The organism is Pseudomonas sp. G11, from assembly GCF_029457515.1.
Classification (GTDB): domain Bacteria; phylum Pseudomonadota; class Gammaproteobacteria; order Pseudomonadales; family Pseudomonadaceae; genus Aquipseudomonas; species Aquipseudomonas gorinensis.
The window spans coordinates 2290481-2306903 of the sequence record NZ_CP120377.1 but is presented as its reverse complement, the minus strand read 5'-3'; the positions used below and the strand labels follow the sequence as shown (position 1 = coordinate 2306903).

Below are 16423 nucleotides of genomic sequence, written 5' to 3'. Positions count from 1 at the left end.
ACCATGAACATCGGTGAAGCATCCAAGGCCTCGAAGGTCTCGGCCAAAATGATCCGCTACTACGAGCAAATCGGTCTGATCCCTCCGGCTGACCGCACCGATTCGGGCTACCGCGCCTATACCCAGGACGACGTTCACCGGTTGCATTTCATCCGGCGTTCGCGCGACCTCGGCTTCTCGGTGGCCGAGATCACGGACTTGCTGGGACTGTGGAATGACAAGTCGCGCCAGAGTGCTGATGTAAAGCGTCTGGCCCAGCAACACATCGACGAGTTGGACCGGCGCATCGAGAGCATGCTGGAGATGGCCGCGACGCTCAAGGCGCTGATCCGGTGTTGCGCCGGCGACGAACGGCCCGACTGCCCGATCCTGCACACGCTGGAGCAGCCCGATATCAGTGACAACAAGCCCGAAGCGCGCACTGGCGCAGTGCCGCGCCGCGCGCGAGCCAACGCAGCAGGAAAAAAGCCGTGTGCGCACTGAGCAGCCAGGAGAGATATGCCCAAAATCACCGTCTTGCCCCATCCTGAACTGGCGCCTGAGGGAGCCGAACTGAACGTGCCAGCAGGCACTTCGATCTGCGAGGCCCTGCTGGACAACGGCATCGAGATCGAGCATGCCTGCGACATGAGCTGTGCCTGCACGACCTGTCACTGCATCGTGCGCAAGGGGTTCGATTCTCTAAACGAAGTCGAGGAATGCGAGGACGATCTGCTCGACCGGGCCTGGGGACTGGAGGCGCAGTCGCGGCTGAGCTGCCAGGCCATCGTTGCGACCGAAGACCTGACCGTCGAGATCCCCAAGTACACGATCAACCATGCCAAGGAGAACCACTAGGAGCCTGCGTGCTGCCTCAGGCGCACCGGCCTGCGGCAGGGTTGCTCTGGCAGATGGAGGACTGACGGCATTGCCGCCAGATAACCAACCCGTGGGCCAGACCAACCCGCGAGCCAGGTGTCTACACTCCCTTTGCACGGTCGTCGGTTAGGCTGGAAAGGTCATCAACGTCCTTAAATCCGTGACGGCCGGCCCATGGAAAGTCCCACAGGAGAAGTCCTGCATGTCTGCGCCCAAGCTAGCCACGCTCTACCGAATGGTCATGCCCGGCCATACCTGCCCCTACGGGCTGAAGTCGCTCGATCTGCTCAACCGCAAGGGCTACGAGGTCGAGGACAAACACTTGGCAAGCCGCGAGCAGACGGATGCGTTCAAGAAGGAGCATGGCATCGAGACCACGCCCCAGGTCTTCATAAACGGGCGGCGCGTGGGCGGCTACGACGACCTACGCAAATTCTTCGGCATGTCCGTGAAGGACAAGAACGCCGTGACCTAGACCCCTGTGATCGCGCTGTTCGCCACGGCGGCCGCAATGGCGCTGGCGGCGAGCTGGGCGGCCTTCGGCCAAGTCTAGAGCATTCAGGCGGCAGAGTGGTTCGTGGCCTTTGCCATGTGCCTCCTGGCGCTGCAGAAGCTCAAGGACGTGGACGGCTTCGCGACGACCTGCTGGCCAAGCGCTGGGTTCGGTATGCCTATTTCTACCCGTTCGCGGAGGCCATCGCAGGCGTCCAGATGGTCGCGGGCGTGGGGATGTGGGTGTCGATTCCGTTGGCGCTGTTCATCGGGACCGTCGGGGCCGTGTCGGTTTTCAAGGCGGTCTATGTCGATCGCCGGGAACTCAAGTGCGCCTGCGTGGGCGGGGACAGCAACGTGCCGCTGGGCTTCGTGTCCCTGACCGAGAACCTGATGATGGTGGCGATGGCCCTGTGGCCAAGGTCGGCCTACCTTGGGATGCACTGAGCGCCGCGCCAGGTACGGCGCAGCGCACGTGCTCGCATCGGCCGTCCTGTGTGCATGCCGGCCACGATGCGGTGTTACTGCGCGCGCGGCGGGAAGCCAGCTTCGCTCAGGGCCGCGGCGATCTGCTCTTGCGAGGCCGAGGTCTGGACCTCGACACGGCGGGTCGGCGGGTCCGTGACGATCTTGGCGTTGGGGTCGATCATTTGGATCGTTTTCGTCACAGTGCGGGCGCAGCCGCCGCAGGTCATGTCTTCGAGATGGAATTGCATGGAAAACTCCTTTCGGGTTGGGGTGTTTGAAGTGTGCTCCTTGCCACCGTTGGAAGGTCAATCGCTATTTGCATCCCCGCCACACCAACCGGCCGAATGCTCATAGGGGCAAGGCCGTGGTGCTCTTTACGCGATCCAGCACGAAGCTGGTCTTGCAGTCCTGCACGCTGGGGTGCTTGAGCAGCGTGTCGAGCACGAAGCGGGAGTAGTGAGCCATGTCCATGACGACCACCCGCAGCAGATAGTCCATGTCGCCGGTCAGCGCATGGCACTCCACAACCTCTGGCCAGTTCTGGACAGACGCGCGGAACACGTCCATGGGATTGCGCTTGTGCGAGTCGGAGTACTGGGCCGACTTCTACACGAAGTTCTTCAACTTCCAAGAGATCCGCTACTTCGACATCAACGGCGAGTACACCGGCCTAGCCTCCAAGGCGATGAGCGCGCCGGACGGCCTGATCCGCATCCCGCTGAACGAGGAAGCACGCCAGGGCGGCGGCCAGATTGAGGAATTCTTGATGCAGTTCAGCGGCGAGGGCATCCAGCACATCGCCCTGCTGTGCGACAACCTACTCGATGCGCTCGACCGCGTGCAGATGGCCGGTATCCCGCTGCTGACCGCCCCCAACGACATCTATTACGCAAACTTGGAAAAGCGCCTGCCCGGCCATGGCCAGCCCGTACCCGAGTTGCAGGCGCGCGGCATTCTGCTCGACGGCACGACCGAAGGCGGCCAGCCCCGCCTGCTGCTGCAGATATTCTCCGAGCCGCTGCTTGGCCCGGTGTTCTTCGAGTTCATCGAGCGCAAGGGCAACTACCGCGAGGGCTTCGGCGAAGGAAACTTCGGTGCCTTGTTCGAGTCGATGGAACGCGACCAGATCAACCGTGGCTCGTTGGAAATCAACCCGGCCTGATTTGGGCCTTTCCATGAAGGCAGAGCGCCTTCAGTCCTACATCTCGCGAGCCCCTCTGTGGGCTCGCGCTACTTTGGCGTCAGTACTGCCTTAGCCGCTCAAGCATTGAGCGGGTTGGCTTCGGCGTCACGTTCCGAAACAGTTGCTACCGCCCTTGACTTGAGTTAATACATGAACATATGTATTCTTATTCAGATACACCGATGGCCTTTTTCCTCGCCCTGAAGAGGGACCCAGCACTACGTCGCCCCCTCTAAGCGCACTTCGGCAGCAATGCGCCGTGGCCAACCCAATGACCAGGATTGCTGAAGGACGTGCCCATGGAACTTCGTCATTTGCGCTGCTTCGTGGCTCTCGCCGAAGAGCTGCATTTCACCCGTGCTGCGGAGCGCTTGCACATCGAGCAGCCGCCGCTGTCCCGCACGATCAAGGAATTGGAAGACGAACTGGGGGTGCTGCTCTTTGACCGCGATCGGCGGGGAACGCGGTTGACGCCAGCGGGCACCACCTTCCTTCAGGACATTCGCAGGCTGTTCACCAACCTGGAGCAGGCACGAGAAAACGTCAGGGCGATCGCCGCAGGCCTAAGAGGCAGCGTGCGCATCGCCATCTCCGATGGCGCCATCGACCCGCGGCTGTCTGCACTTCTTGCCCTGTGCCGCCAGGAGGAGCCGGAGATCGAAATACGGCTCTCCGAGGTCACCCTGGCGGAACAGTTGCGGGGACTGCGATCCGGCGACTTCGCGATCGGTTTCGCACACACCGCGGACGTCGGCGACGGACTGGTGACGGAGCCCATCTGGCAGGACCCGCTGGTGGTGACCGTGCCGATCCGGCACCCGTTGCTGGCCCACAAGGAAGTGTCGCTACGTGAACTCGTGAGTTACCCGCTGGTGATGTGCGATCCGCAGCTTTGCGAGGGCTACTGCCGCGAATTGACCCGGCTGCTACATCCCCTGGAGCGCGAGTCCACCATCGTTGAGCATGTCTCGTCGCTGGACATGATGCTCACATTGGTCGGAGCTGGTTACGGCATCGGCTTCGCAACGGCGACCCGAATCGCGGCGTGTCAACGTCCCGACGTGGTGATCCGGCCGTTGGCGCTCGATTCGGCCGTCATCATCACCTACCTGCTTCGGCCCGAAGGCGGTAGCGGACTATCCGCACCCGTAGAGCGCTTCATCGAGCGTTTGCGTTCGCCAAAGAGCGATTAGCTACGACGCCTGCGCCACATCCGGCGTCACGCATCGCCCTGAAGGTAGAGGTTGCGCTCCGTGGCCGTCATCAGTTCGGCCGAGCTGATCTTGAGAGCCAGGGAAATTTTTAGAATGAGAGCGAGTGTCGGCATGTGCTCGCCGCGCTCAATCTTGCCCATGTGCGAGCGCGCGATCCCCGCCAAGCCCGCGAACTCATCCTGAGCAATCCCCTGAGCCAGGCGAGCGGCTCGCACCGCTTGCCCGAACGCCAACGCCGGTGCGGACTCATAGGTGGTTACTCCGGCGGGCCGTCCAGGCCGAATAGTGCGCTTCTGCATTCGCAGAAGCGTCATGGAATCACTGATCTTTAACCACGTTAAAGATATCTCTTGAGTATGATGTCGGCTGCTCTTTTCGATCCCGTTGCCTCTTGGGGGCATCCATGCACAACGCCATCAGACCGTCCCCGAATTTCACACTCGCCATAGCGCCAGGTGTGCCGTCTTCACGGCTGTCGGCGCTGCTTGCACTGCAGCGAGCGCACGAGCCGGGTGTCGCGATCGCCGTGCGTGAAGTTTCGGATCAAGAGCTGGTAACGGGCCTGCATGAGGGCCGCTACGACGCGGGGCTATCTCTTAGCAGTGCGGGGGATCACCTGACGAGTAGCCGGAGGCTGTGGTGCGAAAGCATGGCCGTCGCGATACCACCGCGGTTCCGTTTGGTTGATCAGGCGAAGCTCACCATCTCCGATCTTCAGGACTATCCAATCTATCGCTGGCAGGCGGAGGCTTGTCCCTTGCTGGACGAGAGGTTGGCCTCCCTGATGCCAGTGGACCAAGAGAACATCCTGCCTGCAACTTCATTCGAGATGATGGCGCTGTGGGTTTCAGCCGGCTACGGCATCGGCGTATGCGCGCAATCGCGCATCGAGCGTGCCCATCAATGGGGGGTAAGCATGCGACCGCTCGCCGATGGCCCCTATGAGATCGTGACGTACCTCCAACGGCCCCACGCGCAAGCAGATTCTGCTGCCAAGCGTTTCGAGCGCAGGGCGCTGCAGATCGCCGAGGCAGGCGCCCTGTAGCAGGCACTCCTATAGGCCGGAGCCGTCTCATCCCGGCCATAGGTTGCAGCATGGGACTAGACCGGACTAGACCCCTTCAAGCACCGCTGCGCTGTCCACCAGTCGGCGGACGCTCTGCCGCACGTCCTCGGGGATGGGCCGCGGGGCAACGGCCTCGGGCACATCCGCATGGTGCTGGTAGTCGCCCATGAGAACCCGGATGATTGCGGGCACGTTCGTTGGCGTGACCGCATCAATGGCCGCACGATCACCCAGGTCGGGGTGAGGCTGGGTCAGCATGCGGTACAGGTCCCACGAATCGGCGTGCGGGCATTGGTTCATGAGCACTTGGGCCAGCTTGTGCTTGAGCGGCACCAGTTGCCAGTCGGGAACCCGCTGCCCCCGGTTGCCCAGGCTGATCGACAGCAGCTTGCCCGCCTTCAGCTCGCGGTTGATCTGGTCCTTGGACTTCCCGGCCAGCTTGCCGAACAGCGGGACCGGCAGATTGTTCGGCGACTCGTAGATGGCCAGCATTTCCTCGCGCTCGCGCTGGATCGCGGAGACTTCCGGCTCCGGGGCATGCACCGGAGGCGGCGGCACCTGCGACAGCCGCTGGAACATGATTCCGCCGCTGTTGGGGGTCACGACGATAGGCGTGGCCACCACGGGCGGCACGCCGGGGACAACAGGCTCAGCAGTCGTGGAGACCGCGCCCACCACTTCCTCCACTTCCGCCATTGCCGGCACCCCGTCGATACGGATGGTCAGATGCGCGCTCGCGGCTTCGACTTCACCCTGTTCGAGCAGGTCAAGACGGTCTGCCCAGTCCTGCATCATGCGACGCCGAGGCTCCACGTACTTGGCGTGGTTGTAGGCCGAACTCACCTTGTTGGGGTCGGAGTGCGAAAGCTGAGCGTCCACCCAAATCTTCGGGTATCCGATCTCGTTGAGCGCGGTCGAGATGGTGCCGCGGATGCCGTGGCCGGTCAGGCGCCCCTCGTAGCCCATGAGCTGCACGGCCTTGTTGAGGGTGTTCTCGCTGATGCGCTTCTTGAGTTCGCTGCGATGCGACAGCAGGTACTTCTGCGCTGGACGCATCACGCCCAGGAGATAGCGCACGATCTCGATGGCCTGCAGGGACAGGGGCACGATGTAGGGCGGCACGTCCTGCGGCCGCTTGCCGGCCTTGCGCATTTCGTCCTGGAGTTGCTTGACGACCTGCGGCGGGATGATCCACAAGCCGCGGTCGAGGTCGAATTGCTCAGGCTCGGCCAGGCGCAACTCGCCCGTGCGCACCCCCGTCAGGAACAGCAGCCGGACGCCAAGCTGGGTCTGCCAGCCCCGGGGGTTGTAGCGCCGGAGCTTCTGAAGGAACTCGGGCAGCTCGGGCAGGTGCAGATAGGGGTTGTGGGCCACCGGGGGCTTGGGCTCGGCCACCACGTCCAGGTCCGCGGCCGGATTGACTTCCAGCCCTTCGGCGATGACCAGGGCATAGCGGAACATCTGGTTGAACCAGGTGCGGACCTTCTCGGCGGTGGTGAACGCCTTGCGTTTCTCGATCGCCGCCACGACGCCCACGAGCTGGGGCCGTCGAATGTCGTAGATCGACATCTTCCCCAGGGTAGGCAGCACGTCCTTGTTGAAGATGCGCAGGATCTGCGAAAGCGTGCTCTGACGGCCTTCCTTGAGTTCCTTGCGGCGATGCTCGACCCAAGCATCGAAGACGTTCTTGAAGGTGTATTCGCCCGCCAGCTTGGCCGCGTGCCGGCGCTGGTCGCGTTCGATTTGGGGATCAATGCCCTTGGCGAGCAGAACCTGAGCCTTGTCCCGCTCGGCGCGGGCCTCGCGCAGACTGAGGGCGGGATAGCCACCCAGGGACATGCGCTTTTGCTTGCCCAGCCAGTAGTATCGGAAGATCCACGACTTGCCGCCTGCGGCAGAGACCATCAGGCCCAGGCAGTCGTTATCGGAGAGGGTGTAGCGCTTGCCGGTGGTTCTTGCCTGCCGGACTGTCAGATCAGAGAGTGCCATTTCGAGGCTCCTAAGTTATGACTTAGGCCTAATGCTCGTCATGGTTCCCGCTCAGCCCCAGCAACTATCCGGTAGCCGTCCCAACCGTATTCTTGTGCCTCAATTGGTCACTCAAAAACGGTAGCTGTGGGTGGATTTCCGTGGCGCTCGCTGGAATGAAAAAAGGGGCCAAAGCCCCTCTTTTCAACGACTTACAGACGTCAGTAGAAGTCTGTAGATCACTATCTGGAGCGGGAAACGAGACTCGAACTCGCGACCCCGACCTTGGCAAGGTCGTGCTCTACCAACTGAGCTATTCCCGCATTGGCGTCCCCTAGGGGACTCGAACCCCTGTTACCGCCGTGAAAGGGCGGTGTCCTAGGCCACTAGACGAAGGGGACACACGTACAACATTCACTCCCTACCGCGTTTCGCTGTGTGCTTTACGCTGTAAGTGGCGCGCATTCTATGGATGGATTGAAAGGTCGTCAACCCCCAAGGATAAATTTATTTAAATCAATGACTTCGCCCCCGTTTACCGGCCTGCTCAGGCATTCTGCCCGTCCGCCCCTTGACGCCTATATTCTGACGCCCTACAAGACGCTATAGTTCGCTCCAGCAAATGATGGCAATGTGCATCCATGCAGGGAGCGCTGACCTATATAGAAGAAACTACCTGGGCAACTGGTCGAAGAGTCCTATCCGTCGGTTGTTCCAGTCACTACACTCAACAGCAAACCCTATAAAGAGGTCACACCGGTGACACCACTCATGATCACCCTGCTGGTAATAGCCGGGATCGTAATACTGATCGCCATTGGCTACATGAACCACGTGGTGGAAAACAACAAACTGGAAAAGAAGCGCACCGAGATCGAACTCAATGATCGGCTGCGTCGCTGCGGTGAAATCACCGAGACTTTCCCTGGCCAGTTGATGACCCCGGCGCTCAAGTTGTTGCTGACCCGCCTGGAACTCAACGTCAACCAACGCCTGTTGCACCTCAATAGGACCAACGCCGCGGTCAAGGCACGGATCGCCGAGCTCAATGCCCTGGTGGCCCAGGGTGAGTCGATTCCGGTCAACAACCCGCCCGCCCCGATCCAGACCGAAACCAAAGCCAAGGACGTGCGTTTCCTGCTGGAAGCCCTGCACGGCCAGGTCACCCGCGCCGCCCAGGATGGTTTCCTGCCGACCAACGAGGCCAAGCACTGGATAAAGGAAATTCGGCATATCCTGGTGCTGCTGCATATCGAGTTCTTCAATAACCTCGGCCAGCATGCCTTGCAGCAAGGCCAGCCGGGCCAGGCACGCCTGGCCTTCGAACGTGGCGTACAGTACCTGCGCAAACAGCCCGAACCGGTGCTGTACAGTGCGCAGCTGCAATTGCTGGAGTCGCAGCTGGCTCGCGCCAACTCCACGGTGCTGACCAACAGCAAGCCTGCCGAAGACGAAGTCAACGAACTGACGGAAGGCCTGAAAGTCGTCGACGCCGACGCCGAGTGGAAGAAGAAAGTCATCTACGACTGATCCCCACCGCCATGTGGCGACCGCCGTCGCCACATGCCATCACTTTGTACCTATCCCCCCGCTCTCGACTAGCGTAAAAAAGTGCCCCTCACTCCGTGAAGTTAGAGGCCTGCTATGCCTGTCGCCGTGATTGATGGACAACCGCTGCACTATCTCGACCTGGGTAACGGCCCAGCGGTGCTCCTGGGTTCAAGCTACCTGTGGGATCGCGATATGTGGGCGCCGCAGATTGAAGCCCTGTCGCAACAGTACCGCGTGCTCGTCCCCGAACTGTGGGGGCACGGCGAGTCGGGCCCGCTGCCCGCGTCAACCCGCTCCCTCGACGACCTGGCGCGCCAGGCCCTGGCCCTGCTCGACCAGTTGGAAATTGCCCAGGTCAACCTGGTCGGCCTGTCGGTCGGCGGCATGTGGGGCGCACGCCTGGCGTTGCAGGCACCTGGGCGCGTCAACAGCCTGGTGCTGATGGACACCTACCTCGGCGCCGAGCCCGAAGCCACGCGCCAGTACTATTTCTCGCTGTTCAAGATGATCGAAGACACCGGCGCGATCCCCGAGCCCTTGCTGGATGTCATCGCGCCGATCTTCTTCCGCCCCGGCATCGACCGCGAATCCGCGCTGTACCAGGACTATCGCAGGGCCCTGCAGTCATTCTCCCGGGAACGCCTGCTGCACAGCATCGTGCCCCTGGGCCGGCTGATCTTCAGCCGCTCGGATGTGCTGGAGCAATTGCCACGCCTGGATGCCGACACCACCCTGGTGATGTGCGGCGAGCAGGACAAACCGCGCCCACCCGCCGAGTCCGACGCCATGGCCAAGTTGATTGGCTGCGGCCTGACCCTGATCCCAAACGCCGGGCATATCTCCAGCCGGGAGAATCCGGACTTCGTCAATGAAGCCCTGCTGACCTTCCTCGCCAACCACGCCTGATTGCCCTGCCCTTTGATCGCCGCCAGCACGCGGCGATCAAAGGCGGAAGTGCCCCACCATCCCCTTCAGCTCCGCCCCCAACTGCGCCAGCTGGATGCTCGACGCGGCGTTGCCTTGCATACTCAATGCCGATTGATCGGCACTCGCGCGGATGCTGGTGACACTGCGATTGATCTCTTCGGCCACCGAGCTCTGCTGCTCGGCAGCGGCGGCGATCTGTTGGTTCATCTGCTGGATCAATGACACCGCGACGGCAATGCTGCCCAAGGCGCTTTCGGTTTCCAGCGCATCGCTCACCGCCAGTTTCACCAGCTCGCCACTCTGCTGGATCTGCTGCACCGACGACTGCGCCGCAGCACGCAGAGTGCTGACCAGACGCTCGATTTCCTCGGTCGACTGCTGGGTGCGCTTGGCCAGCGCGCGCACTTCATCGGCCACCACCGCAAAACCACGGCCTTGCTCGCCGGCTCGGGCCGCTTCGATTGCCGCATTCAAGGCGAGCAAGTTGGTCTGTTCGGCCACGCTTTTGATCACGCTCAACACCGTGCCGATGTTCTGGATTTCCGTACTCAGGCTGTCGATGCTGGCACTGGCGTGGGCGCTGGAGGTGGCCAGCAACTCTATGCGCTGCAAACTCTGGCGTACCACCTGCTGGCCACTGTCGACCTTGTCATCCGCCGTCTGCGCCGCTTGTGCAGCCTCCTCGGCGTTGCGCGCCACATCGTGCACCGTGGCGGTCATCTGGTTCATCGCGGTCGCCACTTGCTCGGTTTCTTCCTTCTGGCTGCTGACCTCGACGTTGGTCTGCTCAGTCACGCTGGATAACGTATGCGCCGAACTGGCCAGTTGCTCAATACCCGCCTGCAACCCGCTGACCATATGGCTAAGGCCATTGCCCATCTGCTGCATGGCCTGCATCAGTTGGCCGATCTCATCGCGGCGATCAACCTCCATGCGCCCACTCAGGTCTCCGGCGGCAATCTGCTGGGCCACCGCAATCACACTTCGCAGCGGCGCCACGATCAACCGGGTGATCACCCAGGCAGCGATCAGCCCCACCAACAATGCCAAGGCTGACGAGCCAACGATCAACATCGCGCTTTCCTTCAGTTGCGCCTGCATCGATTGGTCTTCGGTGGCGTAGGCCTGGTTGACTCGGCTGACCACTTGATCGGCGCGGTCATGCAACTGCTTGTAGACCACCTTTTCCTGGGCCAGCAGGCCGGTGTATTCACCGAGCTTTTCACTGAACGAGGCAATATGCCCGGACACTTCGTTAAGCACCGTCTGGTAACCCGGGTCCTTGACCGAAGTTTTCAGTTGTTCGACCTGGGCCAGGGCCTGGTCGGCCTGCTCGATCTTGCCCTGCTGAGAGTCATCGGCGTCGGCCTTGCGGCTCTGGTCGAGGCGCACATGGGCTTCGTTCATGGCTTGCAACATCAGGCGCGAGACCTGGCTGACCTGCCCCGCCTGCTCGATAAACTCGGCACCTTCCTTGCCCTGGCTCTCCTTGAGACCATACGCGCCATCGTCCGCCAGGCCGGCCTGCAACACGTCGAGGTTATTGGCCACGCTGGACACCGACCAAGTGGCCATTTCCAGGGCCAGGTCCTTGGTTTGGGTCAGCTCGACAAACTCATCGAATGCCTTGCGATAAGCCGCCAGGGCCTGCTCCACATCGGTCATCACTGGCACATTGGCGGCGGACTCTGCCTTGAGCCTGGCCGCCAGCGCCGCCAACGCGTCGACGCTCTCATGCAGGGCATCGACAGCCTTGGGGTCGGCGTGCAGCGCGTAGTCCTGCTCGATCAAGCGCACCTTGAACAGGCCGTTGTTGAGCGAAGACATTGCCTTGAGGCCTTCGAAACGCTGGCCAACGGTTTGCAGGGACCACACACCGATGGCCGCCACCAAAGCTGTCAGCAGCAGGACAAGAAGGAAGCCCAAGCCCAGTTTTTTCGCCATACCGAGGTTGGCGAAACGTCGTTGCACGGCCGAAATCATTGCACTTGAATCCTCTTGCAATGGCAGATGCCATAAGCCCGGTTTACAAGAAGCGAGATTCGCAACCCCAAGGCATTGAGCACAAGCTGTTGGCGCCGGAATAATGGCAAAAAGCTACACGCTCGTCGTTTTCAGAATGGTCGAGGTCGATCTGGTAGGGCCCAAGGCGCGGAATAACGCAAGTGCCCGTTGATCATCAGCATAGGCCACATTGATGCGCAGCCACTCACTGGATTCACCCGTCGGGTTGAACAGCGCCCCCGGTGACAACAAGACGCCGAACTTGCGCGCATATGCCTGCAGCCGCGAACGATCCGCCACGGCAGGCCGCACCCACAGGAACATCCCGCCGGCCGGCACGGCAAACACCTGCCATTCCTCATCCTCCAGTACCTGCAAGGTGGCGGTCATCTGCGTGCCCAGGCGTTTGCGCAGGCGCTGCACCCACTTGCGGTAGGTACCATTGGCCAGCAACGTGGCAACCACCGCCTCGGCAAAGCGCGAAGTACCGATGCCGGTCAGGGTCTTGAGGTGAGCCAAGCGGGCAATGAGCGCGGTGCTGGCGCTGAGGTAGCCCACCCGCAAGGCGCTACTGAGGGTCTTGGAAAAACTCGAGACATAGATGACCCGGTCATCATGGGGCAGCGCCGACAGTCGCGTGCAGCTGGCGTGTTGCAGGTCGCCGTAGACATCCTCTTCGATGATCAGGAAATCCTCGCGGCGTGCCAGTTCGAGCAAACGCTCGGCGACCGCGCGGCACAGGCTGGTGCCGGTGGGGTTGTGATAGAGGCTGTTGATGAACAGGCACGTGGGGTGATGCCGTTGCAGCAGCGCCTCCAGCGCCGGGATGTCCGGGCCGCCACGGGTCCGAGGCACTTCCAGCAACGTGACGCCATGATGCGCCAATTGGCGATAGAGGTTGCCATAGCCTGGGGTCTCGACCACGACGGTGTCGCCCGCCTTGAGCAAGGTGCGTATCAACAGGTCCTGGGCATGGCTGGCGCCCTGGGTGGTGAGAATGCGATCGAGGCTGGTGGCCACGCGGATCTGGGTCAGGCGCTTGAGCAACTGCTCGCGCAACGCCGGCAACCCCAGCGGCGTACTGTAGTTGAACAAACCGCCGGTATCGGTGCGACAGATTTCGCGAATCGCATAGCTGATGTCATCACTTTCGCGCCAGGCGTCCGGCAACCAGCCACACCCCAGTTTCAGTTCACCCAATGGGCTATCGGTAAAGTCCCCCCATTCCCGTTCCGCGCCTTCATACCAGTGGTATTCGTGGACGGTGGGAGGACGCGCGACCACGAACCCCGCCCCCTGTTTCGAGGCCAGCACCCCTTGGGCCACCATGCGTTCGAATGCCTCGATGACACTGGACTGGCTGAGCAAGTTGTCGAGGGCCAACTGGCGGATGGACGGCAAGCGGGTACCGGGGCTGACCCCGCTCTTGCGAATCCATTCCGCCACCGCACTGACGATTTGCTGCACCACCGGTACAAGGGCTTGTCGATCGATCCCTAAATCCATGAGCCACTCACTTCAACTGTCTGTTATTCAACCTCAAACAGTTAAGCACAGAAGCCCAGCCAAACCGGCCGACAACTTTTATTAAAGTATTGATTTTATTAGCTTATTTACCTGGTGATACACATTCACACGCGGCGCTTTGCCAGCTCTGGAAACGCCCCACAGCGCCTCATGCCTTTTCGAATGGCGCGCTGCACGGAGTCCTAGATTGCCGTCGCGCCACCGTCCACCGCGAGCGCATGGCCAGTTGTGAAGGCAGCCCCATCACTGCACAGGTACAACACGGCGCTGGCGATTTCCTCGACCTTGCCGATGCGCCCTACCGGATGCATGGCCGCTGCAAATTCGGCTTTGCGCGGGTCGGCTTCATAGGCACGGCGGAACATATCGGTATCAATCACCGCCGGGCATACCGCGTTGACACGAATTTTCTTTTTCGCATATTCGATGGCCGCCGACTTCGTCAGGCCGATCACCGCATGCTTGGAGGCAGCGTAGATGCTCATCTTCGGCGCCGCGCCCAACCCCGCCACCGATGCGGTATTGACGATCGCACCGCCGCCCTGGGCCAGCAGCAACGGCAGTTGGTACTTCATGCACAGCCAAACCCCTTTCACGTTGACGCCCATGATGGCGTCGAACTCATCCAGGCTGCCGTCGGCCAGCTTGCCCTTCTCGATCTCGATGCCCGCATTGTTGAAGGCATAGTCCAGGCGGCCATACACGGCGACGGTCTGCGCCATCAGTTGCTGCACATCCGCTTCAAGCGTGACGTTGCAACGCACAAACAGCGCTTCACCACCGGCCTGCCGGATCAGCTCGACGGTGCCCTCGCCCCCTGCCACATCCAGGTCGGCTACCACGACCTTCAAGCCTTCACCTGCGAATGCCAGGGCGGTCGCGCGGCCGATACCGGCGGCGGCGCCAGTGACCAGGGCGACCTGGCCGGAAAACGTCATGCTCATGGAGGATGTCCTTTAGGAAAAGTTACCGTGGGACGAGTCTAGCCAACAGCCGGATAGGCGCGTCAGCACTATCAGAAGGCCGGTTGAGGCTGTATGCGTCGCAGTGATAAGGCGTCGTGGTGCACTATCATCACGGCCTATCGGCGGGCATTCGCCCGCCTCGGACAACCTTGCTTCCAGGCCATCTTGGGTCTATCACTCAGGTTCATTTCTAAAGAGTCCTTGCCATGACCGCCCAGACCAACCGCCAGTTCCTGCTTGCCAAACGCCCGGTCGGCGCAGCCACGCGGGAAACCTTCACCTACCAGGAAGTGCCCGTGGGCACGCCCCAGGAAGGGCAGGTGCTGGTGCACAACGAATACCTGTCCCTCGACCCGGCCATGCGCGGCTGGATGAATGAGGGCAAATCCTACATTCCCCCCGTCGGTATCGGCGAAGTCATGCGTGCGCTGGGCGTGGGCAAGGTGATTGCCTCGAACAACCCGAACTTTGCAGTGGGGGACTACGTAAACGGTGCCCTGGGCGTGCAGGATTACTTTCTGGGCGAGCCGCGTGGTTTCTATAAGGTCGACCCGCAACTCGCGCCCCTGCCCCGCTACCTCTCGGCACTGGGCATGACCGGCATGACCGCCTACTTTGCCCTGCTGGACACCGGCGCGCCCAAGGCTGGCGAAACGGTGGTGATCTCCGGCGCGGCCGGCGCGGTCGGCAGCATTGCCGGGCAGATCGCCAAGATCAAAGGCTGTCGCGTGGTAGGCATTGCCGGCGGTGCCGACAAGTGCAAGTTCCTGGTGGATGAGCTGGGCTTCGACGCCGCCATCGACTACAAGAACGAAGACGTGCCCGCCGCTCTCAAGCGCGAGTGCCCCAAAGGCGTGGATGTGTATTTCGATAACGTCGGCGGCGATATTCTCGACGCCGTGCTCAGCCGCCTGGCACTCAAAGCCCGTGTGGTGATTTGCGGCGCCATCAGCCAGTACAACAATAAGGAGGCCGTGAAAGGTCCGGCCAATTATCTGTCATTGCTGGTCAATCGCGCGCGTATGGAAGGCTTCGTGGTGATGGACCATGCGGCGAACTTTGCGGCGGCCGGGCAGGAAATGGCCAGCTGGATGGCCCAGGGCAAGCTCAAGAGCAAGGAAGATATCGTGGAGGGGCTGGAGACATTCCCGGAGACGCTGATGAAGCTGTTCAACGGGGAAAACTTTGGCAAGTTGGTGCTCAAGGTCGACTGATCGACAACCGCTGTAAATATGGGAAGGGCTTGCCCCCTCCCATATTTTTGATCGGTGACTGATCAGGCGATCTCGGCCACTACCGCCGCCAACGCTTTGGCCGGATCGGCTGCCTGGCTGATCGGACGGCCGATCACCAGGTAATCAGAGCCTGCATCCAGTGCCTGACGCGGCGTCAGGATACGACGCTGGTCATCCTGGGCACTGCCCGCCGGGCGAATGCCCGGGGTCACCAGTTGCAGCGACGGGTGAGCGGTCTTCAGGGCCCGGGCTTCCAGCGCCGAGCAAACCAGGCCATCCAGGCCGGCTTTGTCGGCCAGGGCGGCCAGGCGCAGCACTTGTTCCTGAGGCTCGATGTCCAGGCCGATGCCGGCCAGGTCTTCACGCTCCATGCTGGTCAGCACGGTGACACCGATCAGCAAGGGTTTGGGGCCGCTGCGCTGTTCCAGCACTTCGCGGCAGGCTGTCATCATGCGCAGGCCGCCGGAGCAGTGCACGTTGACCATCCACACGCCCATTTCAGCCGCAGCCTTGACCGCCATCGCAGTGGTGTTGGGGATGTCGTGGAATTTCAGGTCAAGGAACACTTCGAAGCCTTTGTCACGCAGGGTGCCGACAATTTCCGCGGCGCAACTGGTGAAGAGTTCCTTGCCGACTTTGACCCGGCAAAGCTTCGGGTCCAACTGATCAGCCAGCTTCAGTGCGGCGTCACGGGTGGGGTAATCCAGGGCGACGATGATAGGAGTCTGGCAGACGGACATTGGAATAGGCTCTCAGGCAAGTCGAAATCGGCGCGGATTGTAGCGCAAGCGGCGCCGTTGCGGGATCCGATGATCGGTAAATACTGACCAGGCGCCGTCGGACAGGCCTTTTCGGCGAATTATTTCAAAGCCGATACATTCACGACATGCCCTCAACACGCCCCAAGGCTAGGCTCGCCCGCACGACCCACCGTGCAGCACTTCCAGCCATGGGGCTGGGCGCCT

15 protein-coding genes, 2 tRNA genes and 2 pseudogenes are annotated in these 16423 nt (G+C 61.7%); 9 read left to right on the top strand and 10 right to left on the bottom strand.

The genetic code is table 11. From position 1 onward, the window contains the following. Positions 1–3 precede the first annotated feature (3 nt). The 3 genes and pseudogenes from cueR (at position 4) to P2T68_RS35175 (ending at position 1797) form a co-directional block, all read left to right on the top strand. Positions 4–483 carry a Cu(I)-responsive transcriptional regulator gene (gene cueR, locus P2T68_RS10625; protein ID WP_012614052.1) on the top strand — a complete coding sequence of 160 codons (480 nt, stop codon included), beginning with the start codon at positions 4–6 and terminating at the stop codon, positions 481–483. Between the two features lie 15 nt (positions 484–498). Then, positions 499–837: an ISC system 2Fe-2S type ferredoxin gene (gene fdx, locus P2T68_RS10620; protein ID WP_012614051.1), complete on the top strand. Its 339-nt coding sequence runs from the start codon at positions 499–501 to the stop codon at positions 835–837. A 223-nt stretch (positions 838–1060) separates the two neighbouring features. Then, positions 1061–1797: pseudogene (locus P2T68_RS35175) on the top strand (glutaredoxin). A 74-nt stretch (positions 1798–1871) separates the two neighbouring features. Here the strand turns inward: P2T68_RS35175 and P2T68_RS10605 are convergent. Then, the gene (locus P2T68_RS10605; protein WP_012614049.1) at positions 1872–2066 is read right to left on the bottom strand and encodes a heavy-metal-associated domain-containing protein; all 195 of its coding nucleotides are present in this window, start codon (positions 2064–2066) and stop codon (positions 1872–1874) included. A 100-nt stretch (positions 2067–2166) separates the two neighbouring features. After that, on the bottom strand, positions 2167–2385 hold the full coding sequence (locus P2T68_RS10600) for an Lrp/AsnC ligand binding domain-containing protein (protein WP_017511446.1): 219 nt from the start codon (positions 2383–2385) through the stop codon (positions 2167–2169). 25 nt (positions 2386–2410) lie between these two features. Between P2T68_RS10600 and P2T68_RS10595 the strand changes: the two are divergent. Continuing rightward, positions 2411–2980, top strand: a pseudogene (locus P2T68_RS10595) (VOC family protein); the annotation flags it as partial. A 320-nt stretch (positions 2981–3300) separates the two neighbouring features. Further along, on the top strand, positions 3301–4194 hold the full coding sequence (locus P2T68_RS10590; RefSeq protein WP_012614048.1) for a LysR family transcriptional regulator: 894 nt from the start codon (positions 3301–3303) through the stop codon (positions 4192–4194). 26 nt (positions 4195–4220) lie between these two features. On the opposite strand, the gene P2T68_RS10585 is transcribed toward P2T68_RS10590, so the two are convergent. Next, the gene (locus P2T68_RS10585; protein WP_024082527.1) at positions 4221–4514 is read right to left on the bottom strand and encodes a helix-turn-helix transcriptional regulator; all 294 of its coding nucleotides are present in this window, start codon (positions 4512–4514) and stop codon (positions 4221–4223) included. A 104-nt stretch (positions 4515–4618) separates the two neighbouring features. Between P2T68_RS10585 and P2T68_RS10580 the strand changes: the two genes are divergently transcribed. Then, a complete protein-coding gene (locus tag P2T68_RS10580; RefSeq protein WP_012614047.1) occupies positions 4619–5260 on the top strand; it encodes a LysR substrate-binding domain-containing protein in 642 nt (213 codons plus the stop codon). 66 nt (positions 5261–5326) lie between these two features. On the opposite strand, the gene P2T68_RS10575 is transcribed toward P2T68_RS10580, so the two are convergent. The 3 genes from P2T68_RS10575 to P2T68_RS10565 all read right to left on the bottom strand — a co-directional run bounded on the left by P2T68_RS10575 (position 5327) and on the right by P2T68_RS10565 (position 7650). Beyond that, positions 5327–7270 carry an integrase arm-type DNA-binding domain-containing protein gene (locus tag P2T68_RS10575; RefSeq protein ID WP_012614046.1) on the bottom strand — a complete coding sequence of 648 codons (1944 nt, stop codon included), beginning with the start codon at positions 7268–7270 and terminating at the stop codon, positions 5327–5329. A gap of 226 nt (positions 7271–7496) precedes the next feature. Continuing rightward, positions 7497–7572: transfer RNA gene (locus P2T68_RS10570), tRNA-Gly, on the bottom strand. 2 nt (positions 7573–7574) lie between these two features. Then, positions 7575–7650: transfer RNA gene (locus P2T68_RS10565), tRNA-Glu, on the bottom strand. Positions 7651–8020: 370 nt separating this feature from the next. Between P2T68_RS10565 and P2T68_RS10560 the strand changes: the two genes are divergently transcribed. Then, positions 8021–8779 (top strand): hypothetical protein, encoded by a 759-nt coding sequence (locus P2T68_RS10560; protein ID WP_041160879.1) that lies wholly within the window; start codon positions 8021–8023, stop codon positions 8777–8779. 114 nt (positions 8780–8893) lie between these two features. Continuing rightward, a complete protein-coding gene (locus P2T68_RS10555) occupies positions 8894–9706 on the top strand; it encodes an alpha/beta fold hydrolase (protein ID WP_277379331.1) in 813 nt (270 codons plus the stop codon). Positions 9707–9742: 36 nt separating this feature from the next. Here P2T68_RS10555 and P2T68_RS10550 read toward each other — a convergent pair whose 3' ends face one another. From P2T68_RS10550 to P2T68_RS10540, 3 genes are all read right to left on the bottom strand, one after another. Next, the gene (locus P2T68_RS10550; protein ID WP_069075591.1) at positions 9743–11710 is read right to left on the bottom strand and encodes a methyl-accepting chemotaxis protein; all 1968 of its coding nucleotides are present in this window, start codon (positions 11708–11710) and stop codon (positions 9743–9745) included. A 114-nt stretch (positions 11711–11824) separates the two neighbouring features. Beyond that, a complete protein-coding gene (locus tag P2T68_RS10545) occupies positions 11825–13237 on the bottom strand; it encodes a PLP-dependent aminotransferase family protein (RefSeq protein WP_069075590.1) in 1413 nt (470 codons plus the stop codon). A 203-nt stretch (positions 13238–13440) separates the two neighbouring features. After that, a complete protein-coding gene (locus tag P2T68_RS10540; RefSeq protein WP_024074333.1) occupies positions 13441–14202 on the bottom strand; it encodes an SDR family oxidoreductase in 762 nt (253 codons plus the stop codon). 227 nt (positions 14203–14429) lie between these two features. On the opposite strand from P2T68_RS10540, the gene P2T68_RS10535 reads away from it, so the two are divergent. Beyond that, on the top strand, positions 14430–15437 hold the full coding sequence (locus P2T68_RS10535) for an NADP-dependent oxidoreductase (protein WP_024074332.1): 1008 nt from the start codon (positions 14430–14432) through the stop codon (positions 15435–15437). 62 nt (positions 15438–15499) lie between these two features. On the opposite strand, the gene pyrF is transcribed toward P2T68_RS10535, so the two are convergent. Beyond that, on the bottom strand, positions 15500–16198 hold the full coding sequence (gene pyrF, locus P2T68_RS10530) for an orotidine-5'-phosphate decarboxylase (protein ID WP_024074331.1): 699 nt from the start codon (positions 16196–16198) through the stop codon (positions 15500–15502). Between the last annotated feature and the right edge of the window lie 225 nt (positions 16199–16423).

Bases quoted from the DNA above. Each gene is read 5' to 3' on its own strand.
- cueR (WP_012614052.1), top strand. From the start codon at position 4: ATGAACATCGGTGAAGCATCCAAGGCCTCGAAGGTCTCGGCCAAAATG.
- fdx (WP_012614051.1), top strand. From the start codon at position 499: ATGCCCAAAATCACCGTCTTGCCCCATCCTGAACTGGCGCCTGAGGGA.
- P2T68_RS10605 (WP_012614049.1), bottom strand. From the start codon at position 2,066: ATGCAATTCCATCTCGAAGACATGACCTGCGGCGGCTGCGCCCGCACT.
- P2T68_RS10600 (WP_017511446.1), bottom strand. From the start codon at position 2,385: ATGGACGTGTTCCGCGCGTCTGTCCAGAACTGGCCAGAGGTTGTGGAG.
- P2T68_RS10590 (WP_012614048.1), top strand. From the start codon at position 3,301: ATGGAACTTCGTCATTTGCGCTGCTTCGTGGCTCTCGCCGAAGAGCTG.
- P2T68_RS10585 (WP_024082527.1), bottom strand. From the start codon at position 4,514: ATGCAGAAGCGCACTATTCGGCCTGGACGGCCCGCCGGAGTAACCACC.
- P2T68_RS10580 (WP_012614047.1), top strand. From the start codon at position 4,619: ATGCACAACGCCATCAGACCGTCCCCGAATTTCACACTCGCCATAGCG.
- P2T68_RS10575 (WP_012614046.1), bottom strand. From the start codon at position 7,270: ATGGCACTCTCTGATCTGACAGTCCGGCAGGCAAGAACCACCGGCAAG.
- P2T68_RS10560 (WP_041160879.1), top strand. From the start codon at position 8,021: ATGATCACCCTGCTGGTAATAGCCGGGATCGTAATACTGATCGCCATT.
- P2T68_RS10555 (WP_277379331.1), top strand. From the start codon at position 8,894: ATGCCTGTCGCCGTGATTGATGGACAACCGCTGCACTATCTCGACCTG.
- P2T68_RS10550 (WP_069075591.1), bottom strand. From the start codon at position 11,710: ATGATTTCGGCCGTGCAACGACGTTTCGCCAACCTCGGTATGGCGAAA.
- P2T68_RS10545 (WP_069075590.1), bottom strand. From the start codon at position 13,237: ATGGATTTAGGGATCGATCGACAAGCCCTTGTACCGGTGGTGCAGCAA.
- P2T68_RS10540 (WP_024074333.1), bottom strand. From the start codon at position 14,202: ATGAGCATGACGTTTTCCGGCCAGGTCGCCCTGGTCACTGGCGCCGCC.
- P2T68_RS10535 (WP_024074332.1), top strand. From the start codon at position 14,430: ATGACCGCCCAGACCAACCGCCAGTTCCTGCTTGCCAAACGCCCGGTC.
- pyrF (WP_024074331.1), bottom strand. From the start codon at position 16,198: ATGTCCGTCTGCCAGACTCCTATCATCGTCGCCCTGGATTACCCCACC.